Genomic DNA, 18,186 nt, shown 5'->3' with positions numbered 1-18,186 from the left:
GTGAATTCTAAAATTCGACGCTATTCCTATCTCTGCTTCCTGATTCTGCCGTTCCTGCCCATGGCGGCAACGGCGGAATCAGCCTGTGGCAAACCCGCAACACCAATTTCCGAAGTACAAGGGACCGGCCCGGCCTCACTTCTGACAGGCAAGACGGTCACGGTGGAGGGTATCCTGACCCAGGATTCCCGATCAGAAGGCGGGTTTGGCGGCTTCTATCTTCAGCAGGCCGACCACCAGACCGACAATGATCCCACGACGTCCGAGGCCCTGTTTGTCTATACCGACCGCAAGGTCGGCAAAACCGGCATGCGGCTGCGGGTTACCGGCAAGGTGAAGGAATACCACGGACTGACTGAACTGGTAGCGGTCCGGACCATTGATATGTGCGGACAGGAAGCGCTGCCGGCCGCCATGCCGGTGACGCTGCCGTGGACGGTGGATCCGGAACACCTGGAGAATATGAGGGTGACCTTCCGCCAGCCCCTGACGGTGGTCGACAACTACAACCTCGACCGCTACGGCGAGCTGGCGCTGGCCGGCGCCGATCAGATCCAGCCCACCGAGTACCTTACGCCGGGCGAGAGCGCCCACAGGGCATCCCTCCGCAACCGTCAGAACCGCGTACTGCTGGACGACAATCGGTCCATCAGAAATCCGAGGCCCATACCCTGGCCGCCCGAAGGTTTGTCCTCAGGATCCGTGCGCGCTGGCGACCAGATTACGGGGCTCACCGGGGTGCTGGACTACCGTTTCGATGGATGGAGAATCCAGCCCGCCCGGGAACCTGTCTTTCTGGATACCAACGAGAGAGAACCTGCGCCAGAGTCGCCGCCCGGTGATTCCGTGCGGATCATGGCGCTGAATCTCGGCAACTTTTTCAACGGCGATGGTCGCGGCGGCGAGTTTCCAACAACCCGGGGTGCTAAGACATGGGCAGAGTTTCAGCGCCAGCAACAGCGGCTAGTGCAAACGCTACTGGCACCGGACCCGGACATTCTTGCGGTCACGGAACTCGAGAACGACGGCTACGGTCCGCACAGCTCCATCGCCAGCCTGGCCGATGCCCTGGGCAGCCCCTGGCGGTTTGTCAGCACGCCGGGCCAGGACGGCGACGACGAAATCCGGACGGGCCTGCTCTATCGCGGCGACCGGGTGCGCATGCTAGGTGAACCCGAAAGGCTTGCCGGTGGGCCTTTCGCCTCCGCCGGTCGACCTCCGCTGGCCCAGGATTTCAGTCGTGTCGATGGTGAGACAACGGTCCAGGTGATCGTGCCTCACCTGAAATCAAAATCCTGTCGGGGTGCCAGGGGGGATAATCGGGATCAGGCGGATGGCCAGGGCTGTTACGCCAGCCGGCGAACGGACGAAGCACAAGCGCTGGCTGAATGGCCCGGCATTGGTAAAGAAGGCCCCACTTCCGCCGGCACCCTGATTATCGGTGACCTGAACAGCTATGCCCGGGAACATCCCATTACGATGCTGGCAAGGGCGGGTTTTGTCAGCATGGTGCACCACTTTCATCCCTGCACCGAAACCAGCTGTCGCCAGTACACCTACCGATACCGTGGCGAGAAAGGGTCGCTGGATTACGCCCTGGCCTCCGAGACACTGAAACCACGGATTGTGGGCGCGCGCATCTGGCTGGTCAATGCCGATGAGCCCAGAGTTTTCGGTTACCAGAGCGACTACGTGGTTGACGGTCAAGGGCCCTGGCGGTCAAGCGACCACAACCCGGTGATTGTCGACCTGGAGCTCTGAGCCCCGAACCCTGGTCGTTGCGGCCCGTCCGTTGGTTGCCCTTGCGCCGGAGCGCGCGGGCGTATAGGCCAAGGCTCGGGAGGCCGATACCGGTAGACTGGCGAGAAGACCCAAAACCGGTGATCGCTGACAACCATGAGAATCCCTGCACCCAACCTCTGGCCCGCTGCCCGCACAGGACAACGTTTTCTTCTTCAGGCTCGCCGCCGCACAGCGCTCGTGGATGGCCACAAGATGGTTTTCCTGGAGCGGGGCGCTCCCGGCTCGGGGAACCCTACCGTCGTGCTGATTCACGGCTTTGCCGCCATGAAAGAAAACTGGGCCCTGTGGCTGCAACGGCTGCCCAGGCACTGGCATCTGTTGGTACCGGATCTGCCTGGCTTCGGGGAGAGTGATTACCGGCCCCACGCCTGTTACCGCTATGAGACCCAGGCACGGCGACTGGAACAATGGCTTGCGGGCTTTAACACCAACGATATTCATCTGGCCGGCAGTTCCATGGGCGGCGCTATAGCCGCCGTGCTCGCCCACTCACTGGATCCGAAGCCCCGTTCGGTAACGCTGCTCAACAGCGCTGGAATCCCGGAACATAAGGATGTCGACATTCACGCCCCCCTAAGGTCCGACCGGGACGGCATCCTGATTCCAAAGGACTGGAAAGGCGTCTACCGCATGTTCAACAGCGTCGGCACCGGCAAGCCCACGGTCTCCGGGCTGGCCATGGCCGGCCTTCTGGGGCCGGACCTGCTGGGCCGCACCGACGCGCTGCGTCACATCTTCAGTGACATGGTGGCAGACGCATTGGCACCAGCGCGCTACCTGGGCCCTGACACACCGCCACTTCAGGTTCAGTGGGGTGATCGGGACGTGATCACCCCCACCCCCTGCGTCGACTGGTTCGGCTCGGCCACGCCAGACGCGGAAATCCACGTATTCCGAGGCGTGGGGCACCTGCCCATGCTGGAGACACCCGCGCGATCCGCCGCGACTCTTGAGCGATTCGTCCACCGCCATGGCCGGTAAGCCGGTCAGGCCAAAGATGCCTGCCTGCCATTGATTGGCCTTTCAGGCCATTTATTTCGTCAGTGGAGTCATGGGGGAACGGGCCGGTAGCCGCCATAATCGTTGAAACTGCGCGCTCTGCGACATAACAAGAACAGAATAAGACGAGGAACCCCCATGCGAGCCTCCGTTTCAACGGCACAGGACCTGGGCATGCCGGCCATTTATCTGCATCTGTTGGCCGAACTGCTGAATACCATCGGCGTTGATGAACAGGACCTTCTGCTTCGGGTCGGACTCGACCCGGCCCGCCTGCAATCCACCGATCTGCGGGTCAGTCAGACCCAGGCCAGCGAATTTGTTACCCGGGCCATCATCGAAAGCGGCGAACCGGGGCTCGGGATCATGCTGGCACGGGAACTGAAGTTGCCACTGCACGGCGCCCTGGGTACGGCGGTCATGAGCAGCCGGACCCTTGGCGACGCCATGGAGCTGATGACCCGGTACCTGACACTGCGGGTACCCCATCTTCAGGTCTGCAAACGGGAAACCGGAAAACTGGCCTGGTACATTGTCAGTTGTGACATCGATCTCGGCCCCCTGCACGGATTTATCATGGACGCCATGCTGTTCGGATGCGTTTCCATGGGCGCACAACTGACTGGCTCGGTGGTTGATGGGTTGCGAATTGTGCGCCGGGGCACGGAGCCGGCGTATTTCCATCGGTTCCGACCACAGATCCCGGTACCCGTAGAGTTTGGTGCCACGGAGAATGCCCTGGTGATCCCCACCGCGCGCCTGGACCTGCCCGTGCGCTTTACCGACGATCAACTGGCCGCCTCATCCAAAGCTCAGTGCGAGGAGGCCCTGCGGCAGCTGACCGAAGATGCCGGATTTGCCTGCCGGGTTCGGCGGGTGATCGAAACCAGCCACCCCTTCCCCCCGAAACTGGCCAGGGTTGCGGGCACCTTGTTCGTCTCCGAAAGGACGCTCAAACGCCGGCTGCAGGAGGAAGAAGCCAGCTTCCAGCAGCTGGTGGACCAGGTTCGGCTGGAGCGGGCACAGGATCTGCTCCGCAGCACCGGCATGAATCTGAGCCAGATTGCAGATGCCCTGGGCTACGCCGATGCGGCGAACTTCACCCGCGCCTTCAAGCGCTGGACGGGGGCCAGCCCCAGCCACTACCGAAGCGCGCCCACCCGCTCCGCCTCGACGCCCGCGGAGCGGTCACTGGCCACCGGGTGATCAGTCGATCCCGATAATCTTGTGCATCTGCAGGGTGAGACGCCACTGGGGGTGAGCAAGACAGTAATCGGTAGCGCGGCGGGTGTTGCTTTGCTTGATCTCATCCACCGCCGTTTCCGGCATTGAAGGTGAGGCCATCGGCGACAGGAAATAATGGCTCGCGCGGATGCCTAGAAATCGCTCCGGCATCGCCAGGGGCTGCGGATAAACCAGCTTCAGCTCGTCACAGGCCTCGATAACCACAGGGGCATCAGCCTTGGGACTGACGCAGAGCCAGTCAATGCCTTCCGGGGCTGGCAGGGTGCCATTGGTTTCTACCCCGACCTCGAACCCTTCCCGATGAAATGCCTCAATCAGGGGAGCATCCAGCTGCAGCAGGGGCTCGCCACCGGTGCAGACCACGTAGGGCTTGCCGGGTGCGTCCGGCCAGAGATTCCGTATGTGACGGGCAAGGGCTTCTGCTGTCTCAAAGCGGCCGCCATTCTGGCCATCCGTGCCCACAAAATCGGTATCACAGAAATTGCAGACCGCATTAGCACGATCTTTTTCACGTCCGGTCCAGAGGTTGCACTTACTGAAACGACAAAACACGGCAGCGCGGCCAGCTTGTGCACCTTCGCCCTGCAGGGTGTAAAAGGCTTCCTTTACCCGGTACATCAGCTGGCGTCCTCATAGTCCAGAGGATCATTCACACCATTGGTGGCAAACGCTTCCAGCCGCTCAACGCACGACCCACAACGACCACAGGCCTGTGCACGGCCGTTGTAGCAAGTCCAGGTCTGGGAATAATCCAGGCCCAGGCGGAGACCTTCGGCCAGGATCTGGCCCTTGTCCATGGCCATGAAGGGCGCCTCAATGGCCACCGGTTCGTAATTGGCAACCCGGCAGACCGCATCCATTTTTTCGACGAATTCCGGGCGACAGTCCGGATAAATGGCGTGGTCGCCACCGTGAGCGCCGTACCACACAGCGCCGGCTCCCGCCGTCACGGCGTAACCGGTTGCCAGCGACAGGAGGATCATGTTGCGGTTCGGCACCACCGTCGCTTTCATGCTGTCCTCCTCATAGTGACCTTCCGGTACATCGAGATCCGAGGTCAGCGATGAACCGGCCATCACCTCACTCATGGCGCGGATGTCGATTACTTTGTGGGGAATACCCTGCGACTCACACACCGAACGCGCGCACTCCAGCTCCCGGACGTGACGCTGCCCGTAGTTGAACGACAGCGCATGAACCTTATGCCCACGTTCCCTGGCCAGATGCAGCAGAGTGTAGGAGTCCATGCCTCCGGAATAGATTACAACCACGGTGTCTGTCATTCGGGCTCCCCGTATGGTGCGATTGGGTTTGGGCTGGTTTACTGTCGCGCCCGGTGCCTGTTGCTGTCATCGGGCTTTTACAATGAATGGACATATTGTAACAGTGCAGGCACAGGTTGGGTTCGCGTCTCGGTTGCGGGGCGGGTAAACTCAGCGAAAAACAACTCATCAGCTACACTGACTCCATGACCACTATCCAGCCGGCATTCATCGATTTCGAGGCGTCCAGCCTTGATCTGATCGCGAGCTACCCCATCGAGGTGGGAATCTGCATGCCAGACGGCACCCTTCATAGCTGGCTGATCTGCCCCCATGTCCTCTGGCAGGACTGGTCGGAAAGCGCTGAGCAGATTCACGGGATTACCCGCCAGACTCTGGAAGCGGACGGCATTGCCGTCGGTGAGGTGGCGAGGGCGCTCAATGAGCTCTTGCCGGCGCAGGTTTTTTGCGATGCCTGGACGTTCGACAGCTTCTGGCTGCACCGGTTGTTCAGGGCTGCCCGCATCACTCCGGCATTTCAACTGGAGTCGATTTCAGCCCTGTTGGATACCCAACAGGTACGCCAGTGGTCGGCGATTCGCCAGCAGGTGATTACCGAACTTGGCCTGCCAGTGCACCGGGCGGCAAATGACGCCCTGATTCTTCACAAAACCTGGGAACGGATTGCCCTCGACCATGAAGCCATGGTGCCGTTGACGGGTCAGAGCCGCCAGGCCTGAGGCGGTTTCAGGCGATCAGTGCCTGACGTGGCGGACCCGCAATGCGATGACTTCAAGACCGTCCCGAAGGGTATTCAGCGTCCAGTAGGTAACCAGCGCCATCAGCGCGGCCCCTGTTACTGTAAACACCAGATTCTCACCCACAACCTGCTCCTTGGCGGCGAACAGGTAAAGGCCCAGGGCAACAATCAGGGCGAGCTCGATCAATGCGTGCGAACGGAATTTTCTACTGGCAGATCCGGCGTCGTCGGACATTTTGCTAGGTTTCAACCTCTGTCTTTGTCTGGCAATGAATTAAAAGATAGTGTGCAAATTATCGCCAGAACAGAGAAGAACATCTGTACGAAGTAGTGGCTACGAAGATTCCACTACCCCAAAAAAAACGCAGCCATAAAGGCTGCGTAGAAAGGAGAGATCCATTGACTGCCTGGCGCGGCAGGCAGTCAGGATTGCACAACGTAAAACACGTGACGATGCGAATTATGGCAAGCGCTCCTGGCGCCGTCTGTAGGGGTTTGCCGAAGAGTAAGACCTATTGCAAACCGCCCGTTAGCCTATACACTGGTAGTCGAACCGAAACATAAGAGCCGGTATGACCAGAATGATTCCACAGTTTATTGCTTACCCAGCAGCAGGTTGCCATGCAGTGCAGTCTGTTCGCGCCATGGTGAAAGACATCTAACGGCTTTCGGTCAGTCCCGGGAGCCTTCGTAGCGACCGGGTCAGATTCTCCGCGAAACCCCGGTTGCTTCAGGCGCCGGGGTTTTTGTTTTTGCAGCCGCAAAACGACAAGGAGAACATCATGAAAAGACATCCGACAACTCGCGCAGCAAACCAGCCCATGAACAATCGTCAGGGCCCGATCAAGCGCCCGGAAAAGCTGCCGCTGCTGGATGCAATTTGTAAAAAACTGAATCAGCGCGTCAACCTGGAAGACGAACAGCGGGTGCTGGGTGTTTATGAGCGGGGTTGGATCTTCAAAGGCGTTCTGGGCAACCTGAACGACGCCGAGGCACGGTACGTGAGAGCGTTGGCTACCCGCTACAATTCCTGGATTGCAAAGCAGGTCGCCTGATTCCTCTCCTGCAGGTCTGAACCGGTCAGTGGCGCCGGTTCAGACCCTGCATCATTGCCATGTCGCCACCGTGAACCATGGCGTAGTTATTCACCACATCGTGGATCTTTTCCTGGGAATAGGGCTTGACCACGTACCCGTTAGCGCCGGCACTGATCGCCCGTTGAATACTCTCTATGGAATCGTCCGCCGTCACCAGCACAATGTGCTGCTCTTCGCGGGCATCCTTGAACTCCAGCATCAGCTCGTGGCCGTCGCCATCCGGCAGGCCCAGATCCAGCAGGATAATCTGAAACTCCCCAGCCTTGAAGGCGGCCCTGGCTGACGCCGCATCGACACACTCGATCACCTTGGTTGCGCCTGCCTTGTAGAGCATATCCACCAGCCGCTCGCGCATCACCGGCTCATCTTCCACTACCAGTACTCTCAGATCCGTCATGGGGGTTGCTCCTGTCAAGCTGTCGGGTCGTTGCCGGTGCGCCGGGGCAGATCCAGTGGCGCCGGGCGAGGTTTACCCATTTCGCTGTCGCCAGACCAGGCCGAGTTCTCGTCATTCACGGTTCTCGCCTCTTCCATGCCAAATCGTGTGAGGATATTGCTGATGCTCACCGCCGTTGTGTACAGAGAAATGGCAATAATCAGAAGGATCGGCTGAACAAAGGTCACGAAAGCGGGCACCTCTGCGCTCCCCAGTATACTCAATATCAGGATGATTGCCGGGCCCAGCACCACAAACAGGGTCAGCGCGATGAAGAAAACGATCCGCTCCTTGTAACGCCCGAGATCCCGATTGGTCACCAGCCCGAGGACGAACTTGCCGATAGCAAGGCCCGCTAGAATGGCGGCGGCTATACTCAGGTCCGGTCGAAGCAGGGTTTCATAAAGCCGACCTTCCCACAGCCTTTGCATGCCAATGATCAGAAACGGAAACAGCACAAAAAGGATGTCTGCGTAGGTTCCGTACATCATGCTCAGGGAATGGTGTTCTCTGCGTTCCGGCAATTCACTCATCGGGTTATTCCTGTTGGTTGTTCTCGACACACATCAGCCCGGGGCCTTTGCCGCAGTTAGGGCTCGATCTATCATTTCACCGAGCCCCCGGAGTTCGCTGCGAACCCGGTCCCAGTCCGGTTCGGTGACTTTCACCAGGTCTTCCAATACACCCGCCTGTCGGGTCATCAGCGGATAGCCCATGGCCCCCGCCGTGCCCTTGATCTGGTGGGCCTCGGTTTTCATTGCGTCCCGATCCGCTGTCGCCAGGGCGTCTTCCATCCGCGCCCGGCGTGCGGCCAGGCCGTCAAGAAACTGAGCAACCAGATGGGCAATTTCGTCATCCTCGCTGGCGTCCGCGGCGGCAACCGCACCAGCACCAATCAGTCGATCCAGCAGGGAGGTCAGGTGGGACTGATCAATGGGCTTGTTCAGCACCCCGTCACAACCAGCATCGAGCAGGGCATCGGTTTCCTGCTGATCACCAGCCGTAAAGGCAATCACCGGCCGCCGGAACCCGGCCTGGCGCAGCAACCTGGTTGCAGCGACCCCATCCATCCCGGGCATGTGACGGTCCATCAGAACCAGATGAACGGTATCGGACAGCGCCGTCCGGACCGCTTCGTCGCCAGTGGTAACCGACAGCACATCCAGACCCGCGCGGCGTAGCATGCGCTCCACCAGCTGCCGGTTCTCGGTATTGTCCTCGGCAACCAGCACCTTGCCCTGATAGCGCGGCTCGGGGCTCTCGACAAACTCCTGGGCAACCGAGAGATACCGGGCCAGGGCTTCATAGAACCGCTGCTTGTCGATGGGCTTGGCCAGATGCTCATTGCAGCCCGCCAGCCGATAATCGGCAATATCCTCAGACATCACATTCGCGGTCAGGGCAATCACCGGCGTATTTACCCCGGCCTCCCGGAGGGCCGCCGTGGCATCGCGGCCGTTCATCACCGGCATCTGGATATCCATCAAGATCAGATCAAAAGGCTCGCGAATGGCAAGCTCCAGGGCTTCAGCACCATTACTTACATGCACCAGCTCCGCGCCGGTTCGCGACACCAGCAGGGAAACAAGGCGCCGGTTCACGTCGTTGTCTTCTGCGCACAGGATTCGCCCGGACAGTCTCGGAGCGACCACCATGGGTATGGCCCTGCGGCGCTGGCTCAACTCAGACGCATCGCGCAGGAAATGCACCGAATCCAGTGGTCCGGTCCGGATCGACAGCTCAAACTCACTGCCCTCGCCATAGGTACTGTTAACCCGGATACTGCCGCCGAGCATTTCCGCGAGACGCCTTGAGATACTGAGCCCGAGACCGGTACCGCCATACTGTCTGGAAATGGCAGCGCTACCCTGGGCAAACGGATCGAAGAGCCTTCCCAGTTGTTCCGGCTTCATGCCAATGCCGGTATCCACCACCCTGGCCACCAGCAGTTCCTGCTCGCGATCGCAGCGGACCACCAGGGAGATGGAACCCTTATCGGTAAATTTCAGGGCATTACCACACAGGTTGATGATGATCTGGCGCAGCCTGGTGGGGTCGGTGAGGACCTGTTCCGGCAAGGGGTACTCGCAGATAATACTGAAATCCAGCCCCTTTTCCCGGGCCCGGGGGGCGAAAAAGGCCCGGATTTCATCGAGGAGTTCCGGCAGATTGACCGAGACGATATCCACATCCAGTTTGTTGGCGTCGATCTTCGAATGGTCGAGGATGTCGTTGACCAGGTCCAGCAGATGACGACCACTGCGCACCACGGTCTCTGCGCTGCTCCGTTTCTCCGGATCACTGAGGTCCGGATCAAGCAGGGTTTCACCGTAACCAATGATCGCCGCCAGCGGTGTGCGTATCTCATGGCTCATATTCGCCAGGAACTGACTCTTGGCCTCGGCCGAGTTTCGGGCCAGTTCCTTTTCGAGCCGCTCCTGCTCGCGCTCCCTCTCGATTCGCTGCCGGTTGTGACTCTCCGTAGCATCAATGCAGGTGCCTTCCAGGTGAGTTGGATCGCCGTCGCTGTCATAAACCGTATGGAGCGAGATGGTGGCCCAGCGCTCGTCGCCGTCCCGGGTCAGGTATCGGGCCTCTATGCCCTTGACTGTCCCCCGGGCCTCCAGCTGTTCGATCACCAGCCGCCGGAGGCGGTCATCGGCGATGCAGGTTTCCAGCACGTCCGGATTCCGTTTGAGCAGTTCGCGGCTGCTGTTGTAGCCCAACAGGCGCGCCATCGCCGGATTGGCAGTAACGAATCGCCGGTCCGGAGACATCTGGAAGACACCCTCGATGGCATTGTCGAACAGCGACTGGTAGCGCTGAAGATTCGACAACGCCCGCTGGCTCCAGCCCAGCGCCTCGCCCTGAACCTGTTTGATCCGGTCGGCCAGGGCAAACGAGAACAGAATAATCTGTGCGGTCAGACCAAACTGGGGCGAGTAGGCAGTGAAGGTGTTCAACGGCAAGATACCCATCACCGTCAGGGCATAGATACCGAAGCCCACCAGGGCCAATGTCCAGGCAAAGAAGTAGGAACGGGCCGCCGGGTTGTAATAACGCCAGGACAGGTAGCTGACCACAATCAGGATCAGGCTCAGCAGCACGGAGCCAACCACAATCCATTCCATGGCCACGTGGTAGGGCAGGAACAGGGACAGCACGAAGGTCGCAACCACCGAATAGAGACAGAGGCGGATAACCTGGTCCAGGTCGGCAGACCGCTCCCGGGTCTCCAACAGTGACCGTGCCATCAACAGGCCCCAGAACCAGGTCAGGATGATCTGGAAGTGCAGGAACTGCTTGTCGAACAGGGCGGGGCGGCTATCCAGCAACTGGATACCATGGACCTGTTCGGTGAAGATAAAGGTGGTCGCGAATATCAGATAGAGCACGTAATAGATATTGCTTCGCTCACGCACCGAAACCGCGACGAAAAGGTTGTAGGCGAGAATGGCGAGCACCGCACCGAGCAGAATGCCCCGAACCAGCTCATCCACAGAGACTTTTTCAATATAGCTGTCCGGGTGCCAAAGACTGATTGGTAAACGGAAGGTGTTGGTGTTGACCACCCGAAGATAGACGTGGCTCAGCGAATCGGGTGCCAGGGAAAGTCGGAATGTGGGATTGGGCACCGCCAGGTCCCGTTCCCGCCAGTTGTCCTCGTAACCGGCCTGGCGTTGCTCGACCAGGTCACCCTCACGAACCATGAACAGGGCGACTTCATCCACCAATGGCAGGGCAAGCTCCAGGATCCAGCCGTTTTGGTCCAGGCTTCCGGCAGAACGCAGGTCGAGGCGCACCCAGTATGCCGACTCGGTGTAGCCCAGGTTCAACACCCCACCTTCGTGGCGGGTAAAGGCACCCGATTCGAGTTGGCGAACCTCCTCAAGTGAGAGCGACTGCCCGGGATCCTCCAGGTACCAGATACAGCCGCCCAGATCGCGGATGCTCTCGACACCTTCATCAAGGACAATCTCGCCATCACGGCAGGGCACGGCTGCACTGGCCGGGGACGGCATCATCGCCGTGGCCAGAAGCAGCAGGGCCACCATTAAAGACGTCACCGCTGGGAGCGCCAATTCAAGCCATTGCCGCAAAATGTGATCTCCGCGAGGGTAGATACCTGTTTTTTGTTTTACTGTCAGTAACCGCGCCGGGCAATACCGTCCTGGTGACTCACTTTAGCCGTTTACACCGTTTTCCGCACCCCGGGGCCTTCTGAAATGAGACATTCCTGCATTTTCGCCGCTGTTTCCATGACCACGCTTGCCCTGGCTGGCTGCGGACTTGAGGATACCGGCCCTTCCGCGTTCAATCCGGCCACCAATGTCGACCTGACCTTCTCGAGTTTCGACCTCCAGAACACCGAGGTGGCCCCGGACAACCTGAGTTACACGCGTTTCTGGGACTTTTACAGGGGCATCCAGCCCGCGGCAGAAGACTCCGACGACCTGGCGACCACCAGCGAAATACGTGGTCACATCGAGATTTTTACCCGCGCCACGGCAACCGACTCCGGCACCAGCTATGACAGCGTGCGCAATCCGCTGGACCTGATGAACCAGGTGCTCGCCTCAGGCGAAGTCACCAACTTCCAGGAGGGCAAGCGGTACATCAGCCAGCGCATTGCCGATGATGCCGCAGGCACCTACAACACCCGGGGCAACGGTGCCCAGATCCGGTTCACAGACCAGTCGGCGGTGATTGCGGATCTGCCGCTGAACGATCAACTCTGGATCTATCCCACCCTGGACTGGCGCTACCTGCCGGATGGCCCGGAGGGGCCGGATCTCGACAACAAGGTGTATCGCACAATCCAGTACGTCAGCCGGAGCGTGGCGGAAGACGAACAGGCGGCCCAGCCGGAACTGGTCAGTGTGCTGGCAGGAAGCCGGTTTGATGCCAACAGTTTCATGACTCTGGGCTACAGTCCAACCGAGTTCGCCACGGCCGACTTCCTGAGCCGGAATCACGGCAGCATTGAATTGCGCCAGGATTTCATTGACGAGAACACCGACACGCTGTTTATCAAGAACGACGATGCCGAAGTCATCGCGCTGGACCGCTATCCGGGATACACGCGGGAGGACAACCATCCCGACTGCCTGAGGATCGAGCTGGACTACAACATGGAGCAGGTGAGAATTTTTGCCTCGGATGGCGAGCCCGCCCGCATTGACGATCCCGATTCAACAGACGAGCAGGACACCATTGCCAATCCGGACAATTGCACCTATCAGGAAGACGCGGACGCGATTACCAGCTGGACAACGGTGCCTGTCGCCGGGCGCTAGCGGGCGCCCCCGTCCCTGAGATCCCAGTTTTGCAGGAAACCTTTCTTGCGGTCGATCATACGTTCATAGGTGGAAATCATGATGGCCGCGTGGGGCGCTTTGACCAGACGGAGGGTTTCAATCCGGCGTTCGAGCCGTTCGACTTCCGAGCGCACCTGCTGATGCACGTGATGACGGACACTGTCGTGGTGGTCCAGTTTAACCTCGCGAGAGGCTTGCTGGTGGCTGGGGGGTGCGGGCTTGTCCATTCGGCTTCTCGTCCATTGAGTCGTGAAAGATCCTTATCCCATCACGCAAGTTTGCACAACTGTCTGACAGAGTGCAATTAAAATGAATAGAGTTTCATTTTTGTTTTCTGTCGTGATGGTCTTCCTGTCATTCACACGACCGAAGCCCTGCTATAGTTCCCTGTAGATACAACATTGCCCACCGACAGGAGCTCTCATGACCCAGACATCCGTGGCGGATACCCTCCGTGAATATCTGTCGCTGCTGGAACTTCTGGACGACGCCTACTGGGAAGCCAGCAGCATTCACCACAAGGACATGCTGTACGACATCATCAGTATCTTCAGCCAGGAAGTGGCCGAGATAAACAAGCTCAGCATCCAGGACCACCACTACCCCTATGAGGTCATTACCGAGGGCATCCGCCGGGTCGTACCGAAACTGGAGCGACTCGATGAAAACCGCGAGGACGTGATCCAGCGCACCCAGACTCTGACCGATTTCCGCGACATCCTGTCGTCAGTTCTGGGCATCCTGGAAGCCCAGCTCCGGACCCTCTGAACGAAACGACTCAGGCAGCGATCAACGGCCGCCGGTGTTCCGGTATCAGCGGGAAGCGGTTACCCACGGTATAAACGAACTTCGCGAGCGCCGGCAGATGGTGGCCGACAATCGGGATACCCGTGTTCAGGAGGCTGACCGAAATATCACGGGCAGCGTCTGCCCAGCACAGCTTGTTGATCAGACCTACGTGCCCAAAGGCAAACCGGCTATTCTGGCCCCAGAGCCCCACCGGATTGCCACCAAGCATCATGCCGGCACTAAAACGCATGGGCACCATCATGGTACGGTCGATCTGCAAGGAACCGAACTGCTGAATGGCCCGGCGAATGGTGATTTCGCTGCAGATTCTCCGGCCGTTCCAGAGCCCGCCGTTCAGCATCATCTGGAAAAAACGACTCATTTCCTCTGCCGTCCCGCACAGGTTTCCCGCCGGAATCACCGCTTCCTGGAACCGTGGGTCGTTGGTTACCTGCGCCACTGTGCGGATATCGCCGCCAAGTGCCCGGTTGACCACCCAGGACACCGGGAACCGGGGCGTTGGACCCGTGGCGTAGTTGGATGCCAGATCATTCAGGTGCTCGGGCGTAATGCCGTAGGTAAACCACTTCATGCCCATGGGGCGACGCAGGTGTTTGTCGAGATAATGCTCGATGGTATCGCCGGTCACGCGTTCCAGTACCCGCTGAAGTACGAAGCCGCCGGTGATCGCGTGATAGGCCACCTTGGCGCCATCAACCTCCACCGGTCGCGCGGCACAAAGCAGGCGCCAGATTTCGCCGTTGTCCCAGAGCACATCTATCGGCGTTTCCCGCGGAATGGCGGGAATGCCACCGCGGTGGGAAAGAATCTGGTGAACGGTGATCGTCCGTTTGCCGTTCACCCCGAACTCCGGGCAGTAGTAGGACACCGGATCCATCAGGTTCACCAGCCCCTGCTCGGCCAGCATATGCATCAGCAGCGCGGTAACTGCTTTGGAGGCAGAGAAGTAGCAGATCGGGGTATCGGTGGTCATCGGGACTTTGACCGCATCTCGCGGATCATGAGGGCCGTTACCACTGGCATGGCCGATGGCCCGGTGCAGGACATGTTCGCCCCTGTGACGAATGGAGATCTGAATCCCCGGATGGACGCCGGTCCGGTAAAGGCTCTGGACGCTGCGCCACAGGGCATCGACGGTTTCCTGGCTGACGCCTGCAGCAGCCGGGTTTTCACCAGCGGTGTCACGGAAAGTGACGGTTTCAAGGTCCTCGGGAATCTGGCTGGTGTGGAGGGCACGGCGGGCAAGTCGGTTCATTTTTTTCAAACCTTTTTCAGTAACTTGTTGTTTTTCTATCTTCAGAGAAACCGACCCGTTGTACATTGGCCGGGACGCAATCGGGCGGACGTCAGCACCTCCATCTTATCCGGAACGAAGGTCTCATTATTGATTATGGACCCGGTCGTGCAGGTGCGCCATGGCAACACAATTGCGACCGCGTTCCTTGGCCAGATACATGGCCGTGTCGGCCGCGGCACAGAGCGCGGAGGCAGTCTGTCCGTGATCGGGATAGACCGCAATGCCGACGCTGATGGTCAGGGGCACCGTCTGGCCATTCCCAAGCGGCTGCGGCTCGTCGGCCACTTTACGACGGAGCCGCTCGGCCGTCTCACGGGCCTCTTCAAGATCCATTTCCGGCAAGACGATAACGAACTCTTCACCGCCGAACCGGCCGATGGTGTCGACGCTGCGCACGCTCCCCAACAACAGGCGGCTGATGGACCGGAGAACCGAATCCCCGGCGGCATGGCCAAAGGTGTCGTTCACATCCTTGAAATGGTCAAAATCAACCCAGAGCACGGCCATGGGTCTCTGATAACGCCTGGCCCGCTCCAGTTCCTCCTCCAGAACCCTGGACATTTCGCGGCGGTTGAACAAGCCGGTCAACGGATCCCGGGTGGCCAGTTCCTCCAGCTCATTTTCAAGGGTCTTGCGATCTGAGATGTCCAGCACGATACCCTCGAGCACAACCGAGCCATCTTCCTCCTCGACACCGCGGCCACGCTCCCAGACCCAGATGCGGCTGCCATCCTGGCGGGTAAGGGCATATTCCAGTGAGAAAGATTCGTCCTTGTCGAGCGCCGCCTGCACCTCAGCCACAATCCGCTCACTGTCCCCGTCATCCATCAGGCTGGCATAACTGACCACCCGGTTATTGATCAGATCCTCAGGCTCATACCCGGTAAGGCGGGCACAACCCTGGGAAACAAACAGCATGGTCCAATGGGGATCATAGCGGCACCGGTACGCCATGCCGGGGAGGTTATCCATCAGGACCTGTAGCTGACGCTCTCGCTTGCGCAGTGCCTGGCGCTGATTGTGCTGAAGAGTAAGCAGAGCACGGTCCTTGGTAAGCTGACGCAAAAGGACCACAAACAGCACAAGGCCCGTGGTCAGGACAAAGAGGAAACCCTTCCAGGTCTGAACCAGGGACAGGGTTTGAGGGTCGGGGAACCAGGCCTCAGCAGCAGTATCGGAAAAAGCAATCCATGCAAAGCCGGCAATCAGATAGACCAGCGCAGCCCACCCAGCTCGCCGCAGGGGTGTCCGGTTTTCGTTCAATCTTGTCATTCCTTGAGAGTCTGGCCGCTGAGGTACCATGAACACACAGCCATGGGGGTTTGAACATTTATAATGTACGAAAAATAGTCACAACAGAACGTTAAGTCGAGTGACAAATGTCATGCTCGGTAAAATCGTGCGTTACCCCCCGGCCCCTGGCAGTTGTTGCAGTGCCGCTTAGCTGCTTTAATTCCCGATCTCTGTCCCCCATGGAGGAGTCGAGCATGACGCCAGGCATTAACGCGGCGCGCAAGGCCGCAGTGCCCCACACGATTCATGAATATGAACACGATCCGGCCAGCGAGAGTTATGGCATCGAGGCGGCCGAGAAAACCGGTGTGGAGCCGGCGCGGGTTTTCAAGACGCTCGTTGTGTCTATCGACGGCAAGGAACTGGTGGTGGGCATCGTGCCGGTGACCGCCATGCTCAACATGAAACTGATTGCCCGGGCCGCACAAGGCAAGAAAGCCGCCATGGCTGACAAGCTTGCAGTTGAACGTACCACCGGCTATGTCCTGGGTGGCGTGAGCCCACTGGGGCAGAAGAAGAAGCTGAAAACCTTTATCGACGACTCAGCCCTGGAGTTCGACACCATTTATGTCAGCGCCGGGCGCCGGGGCCTGGAAATCGAGCTTGCACCCCGGGATCTGGCCACATTGGTGAACGGCGGTTTTTTCCCACTCCACCAGGAGTAAGCCTTGAACCACGCAACGGACCTGCTATTGATCGGTGGCACCCTGCTGCTGGCCCTGGCCGCGCACGGCATCGGCCAGCGCATACATGTTCCCAGAGTCACCCTGCTGCTGTTGCTTGGCGCGCTTGCCGGACCGGACCTGCTGGATCTTCTGCCACCGGGCGCCGACGCCCACTTCGGATTCATTACCCAGTTAACCCTGGCCATGGTCGGCTTCCTGCTGGGTGAACGGATGGCGGTGAAGAACCTGGCAGAAGGGCGCGAGGCGGTGATCGTCAGCCTCGCCGTCACCCTTGTGACAGCGGCATTTGTCGCCGTTGCGGTCTGGCTGGTTACCCGGAATCTTGCCGCTGCCCTGCTCCTTGGTTCCATCGCAACGGCAACGGCGCCGGCGGCAACCCTGGACACGTTGAAGGAAGCGGGCGCCAACGGCCCGTTGACCCGTCTGGTCTTCCAGGTCGTCGCGATTGACGACGCCTGGGGCGCGATCCTGTTCAGTGTCACCCTGGTCGGCGCCCAACTGCTACTTGGAAATGGCGATACCGGGCTCTCGACCCTCGGGATCGGATTTCTGGATGTCGGAGGCGCAGTTTTGCTGGGCATGGTCCTGGGTCTGCCCATGGCCTGGCTCACCGGCCGACTGCGGCCCGGCGAGCCCATGTTGCTGGAGTCTGCCGGTTTTGTCTTCGTTGCCGCCGGTATTGCGTCGTTTCTTGGCCTCTCCTATCTGCTTACCTGTATGACCCTGGGCATCGTTGTCGCCAACCGCGCACGGCATCATGTTCGGCCATTCCGCTCGATTGAAGGCATCTCCGAACCCTTCCTGGCTCTTTTCTTTTTCATGGCCGGCTACCAGCTTGAATGGGCGATGCTGCCAACCCTTGGTGCGCTGGGCCTGGCCTATGTTGCCGCCCGGATTGCAGGCAGGCTGGCAGGCGGACGGTTCGGCGGCTACCTGGCCGGTTCCGAACCCCATACCCGTAAACGGATCGGTGCCTGCCTGATGCCGCAGGCCGGCGTTGCCCTTGGCCTGGCGCTGCTGGCCACAGAGCGACTGCCGGAGCTGACTTACATTTTGCCTCTGGTGATTGGCGCCACGGTGATTTTCGAACTGGTGGGACCACCGCTCACGCTGATCCAGTTGCGGCGAGCCGGCGAAACCGGCAAAGGCTACCAGGACGAACCGGACGAGGACTGACCCT

At 59.7% G+C, this 18,186-nt stretch carries 18 protein-coding genes; 9 read left to right on the top strand and 9 right to left on the bottom strand.

What is annotated here, in order from left to right:
- The 3 genes from NUW46_RS00575 (at position 1) to NUW46_RS00565 (ending at position 4,008) form a co-directional block, all read left to right on the top strand.
- Positions 1-1,761, top strand: a complete 1,761-nt coding sequence (locus NUW46_RS00575) for an ExeM/NucH family extracellular endonuclease (protein WP_418141105.1) — start codon at positions 1-3, stop codon at positions 1,759-1,761.
- Between the two features lie 135 nt (positions 1,762-1,896).
- Entirely contained in the window at positions 1,897-2,784 is an 888-nt protein-coding gene (locus tag NUW46_RS00570) for an alpha/beta fold hydrolase (protein ID WP_418141104.1), read from the top strand.
- 156 nt (positions 2,785-2,940) lie between these two features.
- Positions 2,941-4,008, top strand: a complete 1,068-nt coding sequence (locus tag NUW46_RS00565) for an AraC family transcriptional regulator (protein ID WP_305965427.1) — start codon at positions 2,941-2,943, stop codon at positions 4,006-4,008.
- Here NUW46_RS00565 and queE read toward each other — a convergent pair whose 3' ends face one another.
- Both queE and queC read right to left on the bottom strand, forming a co-directional pair.
- Positions 4,009-4,665 (bottom strand): 7-carboxy-7-deazaguanine synthase, encoded by a 657-nt coding sequence (queE, locus tag NUW46_RS00560; RefSeq protein ID WP_305965426.1) that lies wholly within the window; start codon positions 4,663-4,665, stop codon positions 4,009-4,011.
- Entirely contained in the window at positions 4,665-5,330 is a 666-nt protein-coding gene (queC, locus tag NUW46_RS00555; protein ID WP_305965425.1) for a 7-cyano-7-deazaguanine synthase QueC, read from the bottom strand. The genes queE and queC overlap by 1 nt, the downstream gene beginning before the upstream one ends.
- A gap of 185 nt (positions 5,331-5,515) precedes the next feature.
- On the opposite strand from queC, the gene NUW46_RS00550 reads away from it, so the two are divergent.
- Positions 5,516-6,049: a hypothetical protein gene (locus NUW46_RS00550; RefSeq protein WP_136630962.1), complete on the top strand. Its 534-nt coding sequence runs from the start codon at positions 5,516-5,518 to the stop codon at positions 6,047-6,049.
- Between the two features lie 15 nt (positions 6,050-6,064).
- Here the strand turns inward: NUW46_RS00550 and NUW46_RS00545 are convergent, their stop codons facing one another.
- The gene (locus NUW46_RS00545; protein WP_227514442.1) at positions 6,065-6,319 is read right to left on the bottom strand and encodes a hypothetical protein; all 255 of its coding nucleotides are present in this window, start codon (positions 6,317-6,319) and stop codon (positions 6,065-6,067) included.
- A 532-nt stretch (positions 6,320-6,851) separates the two neighbouring features.
- On the opposite strand from NUW46_RS00545, the gene NUW46_RS00540 reads away from it, so the two are divergent.
- Positions 6,852-7,124, top strand: coding sequence for a hypothetical protein (locus NUW46_RS00540; protein ID WP_305965424.1), 273 nt, complete (start codon positions 6,852-6,854; stop codon positions 7,122-7,124).
- Positions 7,125-7,149: 25 nt separating this feature from the next.
- Here the strand turns inward: NUW46_RS00540 and NUW46_RS00535 are convergent, their stop codons facing one another.
- The 3 genes from NUW46_RS00535 to NUW46_RS00525 are packed head-to-tail and all read right to left on the bottom strand — an operon-like array spanning position 7,150 to position 11,657.
- The gene (locus tag NUW46_RS00535; RefSeq protein ID WP_069182497.1) at positions 7,150-7,563 is read right to left on the bottom strand and encodes a response regulator; all 414 of its coding nucleotides are present in this window, start codon (positions 7,561-7,563) and stop codon (positions 7,150-7,152) included.
- A gap of 14 nt (positions 7,564-7,577) precedes the next feature.
- Positions 7,578-8,135, bottom strand: coding sequence for a hypothetical protein (locus tag NUW46_RS00530; protein WP_305965423.1), 558 nt, complete (start codon positions 8,133-8,135; stop codon positions 7,578-7,580).
- 33 nt (positions 8,136-8,168) lie between these two features.
- Positions 8,169-11,657 (bottom strand): response regulator, encoded by a 3,489-nt coding sequence (locus tag NUW46_RS00525; protein WP_305965715.1) that lies wholly within the window; start codon positions 11,655-11,657, stop codon positions 8,169-8,171.
- 171 nt (positions 11,658-11,828) lie between these two features.
- On the opposite strand from NUW46_RS00525, the gene NUW46_RS00520 reads away from it, so the two are divergent.
- The gene (locus NUW46_RS00520; protein WP_418141103.1) at positions 11,829-12,899 is read left to right on the top strand and encodes a hypothetical protein; all 1,071 of its coding nucleotides are present in this window, start codon (positions 11,829-11,831) and stop codon (positions 12,897-12,899) included.
- On the opposite strand, the gene NUW46_RS00515 is transcribed toward NUW46_RS00520, so the two are convergent.
- The gene (locus NUW46_RS00515; RefSeq protein WP_069182493.1) at positions 12,896-13,147 is read right to left on the bottom strand and encodes a hypothetical protein; all 252 of its coding nucleotides are present in this window, start codon (positions 13,145-13,147) and stop codon (positions 12,896-12,898) included. The genes NUW46_RS00520 and NUW46_RS00515 overlap by 4 nt on opposite strands.
- A 196-nt stretch (positions 13,148-13,343) precedes the next feature.
- Here NUW46_RS00515 and NUW46_RS00510 point away from each other — a divergent pair, with 196 nt between their 5' ends.
- A complete protein-coding gene (locus NUW46_RS00510; protein WP_008176786.1) occupies positions 13,344-13,688 on the top strand; it encodes a hypothetical protein in 345 nt (114 codons plus the stop codon).
- Between the two features lie 10 nt (positions 13,689-13,698).
- Here the strand turns inward: NUW46_RS00510 and NUW46_RS00505 are convergent, their stop codons facing one another.
- Positions 13,699-14,985 carry a serine hydrolase domain-containing protein gene (locus tag NUW46_RS00505; RefSeq protein ID WP_418141102.1) on the bottom strand — a complete coding sequence of 429 codons (1,287 nt, stop codon included), beginning with the start codon at positions 14,983-14,985 and terminating at the stop codon, positions 13,699-13,701.
- A 126-nt stretch (positions 14,986-15,111) separates the two neighbouring features.
- Positions 15,112-16,299 (bottom strand): GGDEF domain-containing protein, encoded by a 1,188-nt coding sequence (locus NUW46_RS00500; RefSeq protein WP_305965422.1) that lies wholly within the window; start codon positions 16,297-16,299, stop codon positions 15,112-15,114.
- Between the two features lie 215 nt (positions 16,300-16,514).
- Between NUW46_RS00500 and ybaK the strand changes: the two genes are divergently transcribed.
- Together ybaK and NUW46_RS00490 are read left to right on the top strand one after the other, a co-directional pair.
- Positions 16,515-16,985: a Cys-tRNA(Pro) deacylase gene (gene ybaK / locus NUW46_RS00495; RefSeq protein ID WP_305965421.1), complete on the top strand. Its 471-nt coding sequence runs from the start codon at positions 16,515-16,517 to the stop codon at positions 16,983-16,985.
- Between the two features lie 3 nt (positions 16,986-16,988).
- Complete coding sequence (locus tag NUW46_RS00490; protein WP_069182489.1) at positions 16,989-18,182, top strand: cation:proton antiporter; 1,194 nt, start codon at positions 16,989-16,991, stop codon at positions 18,180-18,182.
- Positions 18,183-18,186 lie beyond the last annotated feature (4 nt).

Origin of the sequence: Marinobacter sp. MA (assembly GCF_048298425.1) — a bacterium.
Lineage (GTDB): Bacteria > Pseudomonadota > Gammaproteobacteria > Pseudomonadales > Oleiphilaceae > Marinobacter > Marinobacter salsuginis.
The sequence above is the reverse complement of the archived record's forward strand: the minus strand, read 5'-3'. Positions and strand labels throughout refer to the sequence as shown.

Bases quoted from the DNA above. Each gene is read 5' to 3' on its own strand.
- NUW46_RS00570 (WP_418141104.1), top strand. From the start codon at position 1,897: ATGAGAATCCCTGCACCCAACCTCTGGCCCGCTGCCCGCACAGGACAA.
- NUW46_RS00565 (WP_305965427.1), top strand. From the start codon at position 2,941: ATGCGAGCCTCCGTTTCAACGGCACAGGACCTGGGCATGCCGGCCATT.
- NUW46_RS00525 (WP_305965715.1), bottom strand. From the start codon at position 11,657: ATGGTGGCCCTGCTGCTTCTGGCCACGGCGATGATGCCGTCCCCGGCC.
- NUW46_RS00510 (WP_008176786.1), top strand. From the start codon at position 13,344: ATGACCCAGACATCCGTGGCGGATACCCTCCGTGAATATCTGTCGCTG.
- queE (WP_305965426.1), bottom strand. From the start codon at position 4,665: ATGTACCGGGTAAAGGAAGCCTTTTACACCCTGCAGGGCGAAGGTGCA.
- NUW46_RS00500 (WP_305965422.1), bottom strand. From the start codon at position 16,299: ATGACAAGATTGAACGAAAACCGGACACCCCTGCGGCGAGCTGGGTGG.
- NUW46_RS00515 (WP_069182493.1), bottom strand. From the start codon at position 13,147: ATGGACAAGCCCGCACCCCCCAGCCACCAGCAAGCCTCTCGCGAGGTT.
- ybaK (WP_305965421.1), top strand. From the start codon at position 16,515: ATGACGCCAGGCATTAACGCGGCGCGCAAGGCCGCAGTGCCCCACACG.
- NUW46_RS00530 (WP_305965423.1), bottom strand. From the start codon at position 8,135: ATGAGTGAATTGCCGGAACGCAGAGAACACCATTCCCTGAGCATGATG.
- queC (WP_305965425.1), bottom strand. From the start codon at position 5,330: ATGACAGACACCGTGGTTGTAATCTATTCCGGAGGCATGGACTCCTAC.
- NUW46_RS00520 (WP_418141103.1), top strand. From the start codon at position 11,829: ATGAGACATTCCTGCATTTTCGCCGCTGTTTCCATGACCACGCTTGCC.
- NUW46_RS00550 (WP_136630962.1), top strand. From the start codon at position 5,516: ATGACCACTATCCAGCCGGCATTCATCGATTTCGAGGCGTCCAGCCTT.
- NUW46_RS00505 (WP_418141102.1), bottom strand. From the start codon at position 14,985: ATGAACCGACTTGCCCGCCGTGCCCTCCACACCAGCCAGATTCCCGAG.
- NUW46_RS00540 (WP_305965424.1), top strand. From the start codon at position 6,852: ATGAAAAGACATCCGACAACTCGCGCAGCAAACCAGCCCATGAACAAT.
- NUW46_RS00535 (WP_069182497.1), bottom strand. From the start codon at position 7,563: ATGACGGATCTGAGAGTACTGGTAGTGGAAGATGAGCCGGTGATGCGC.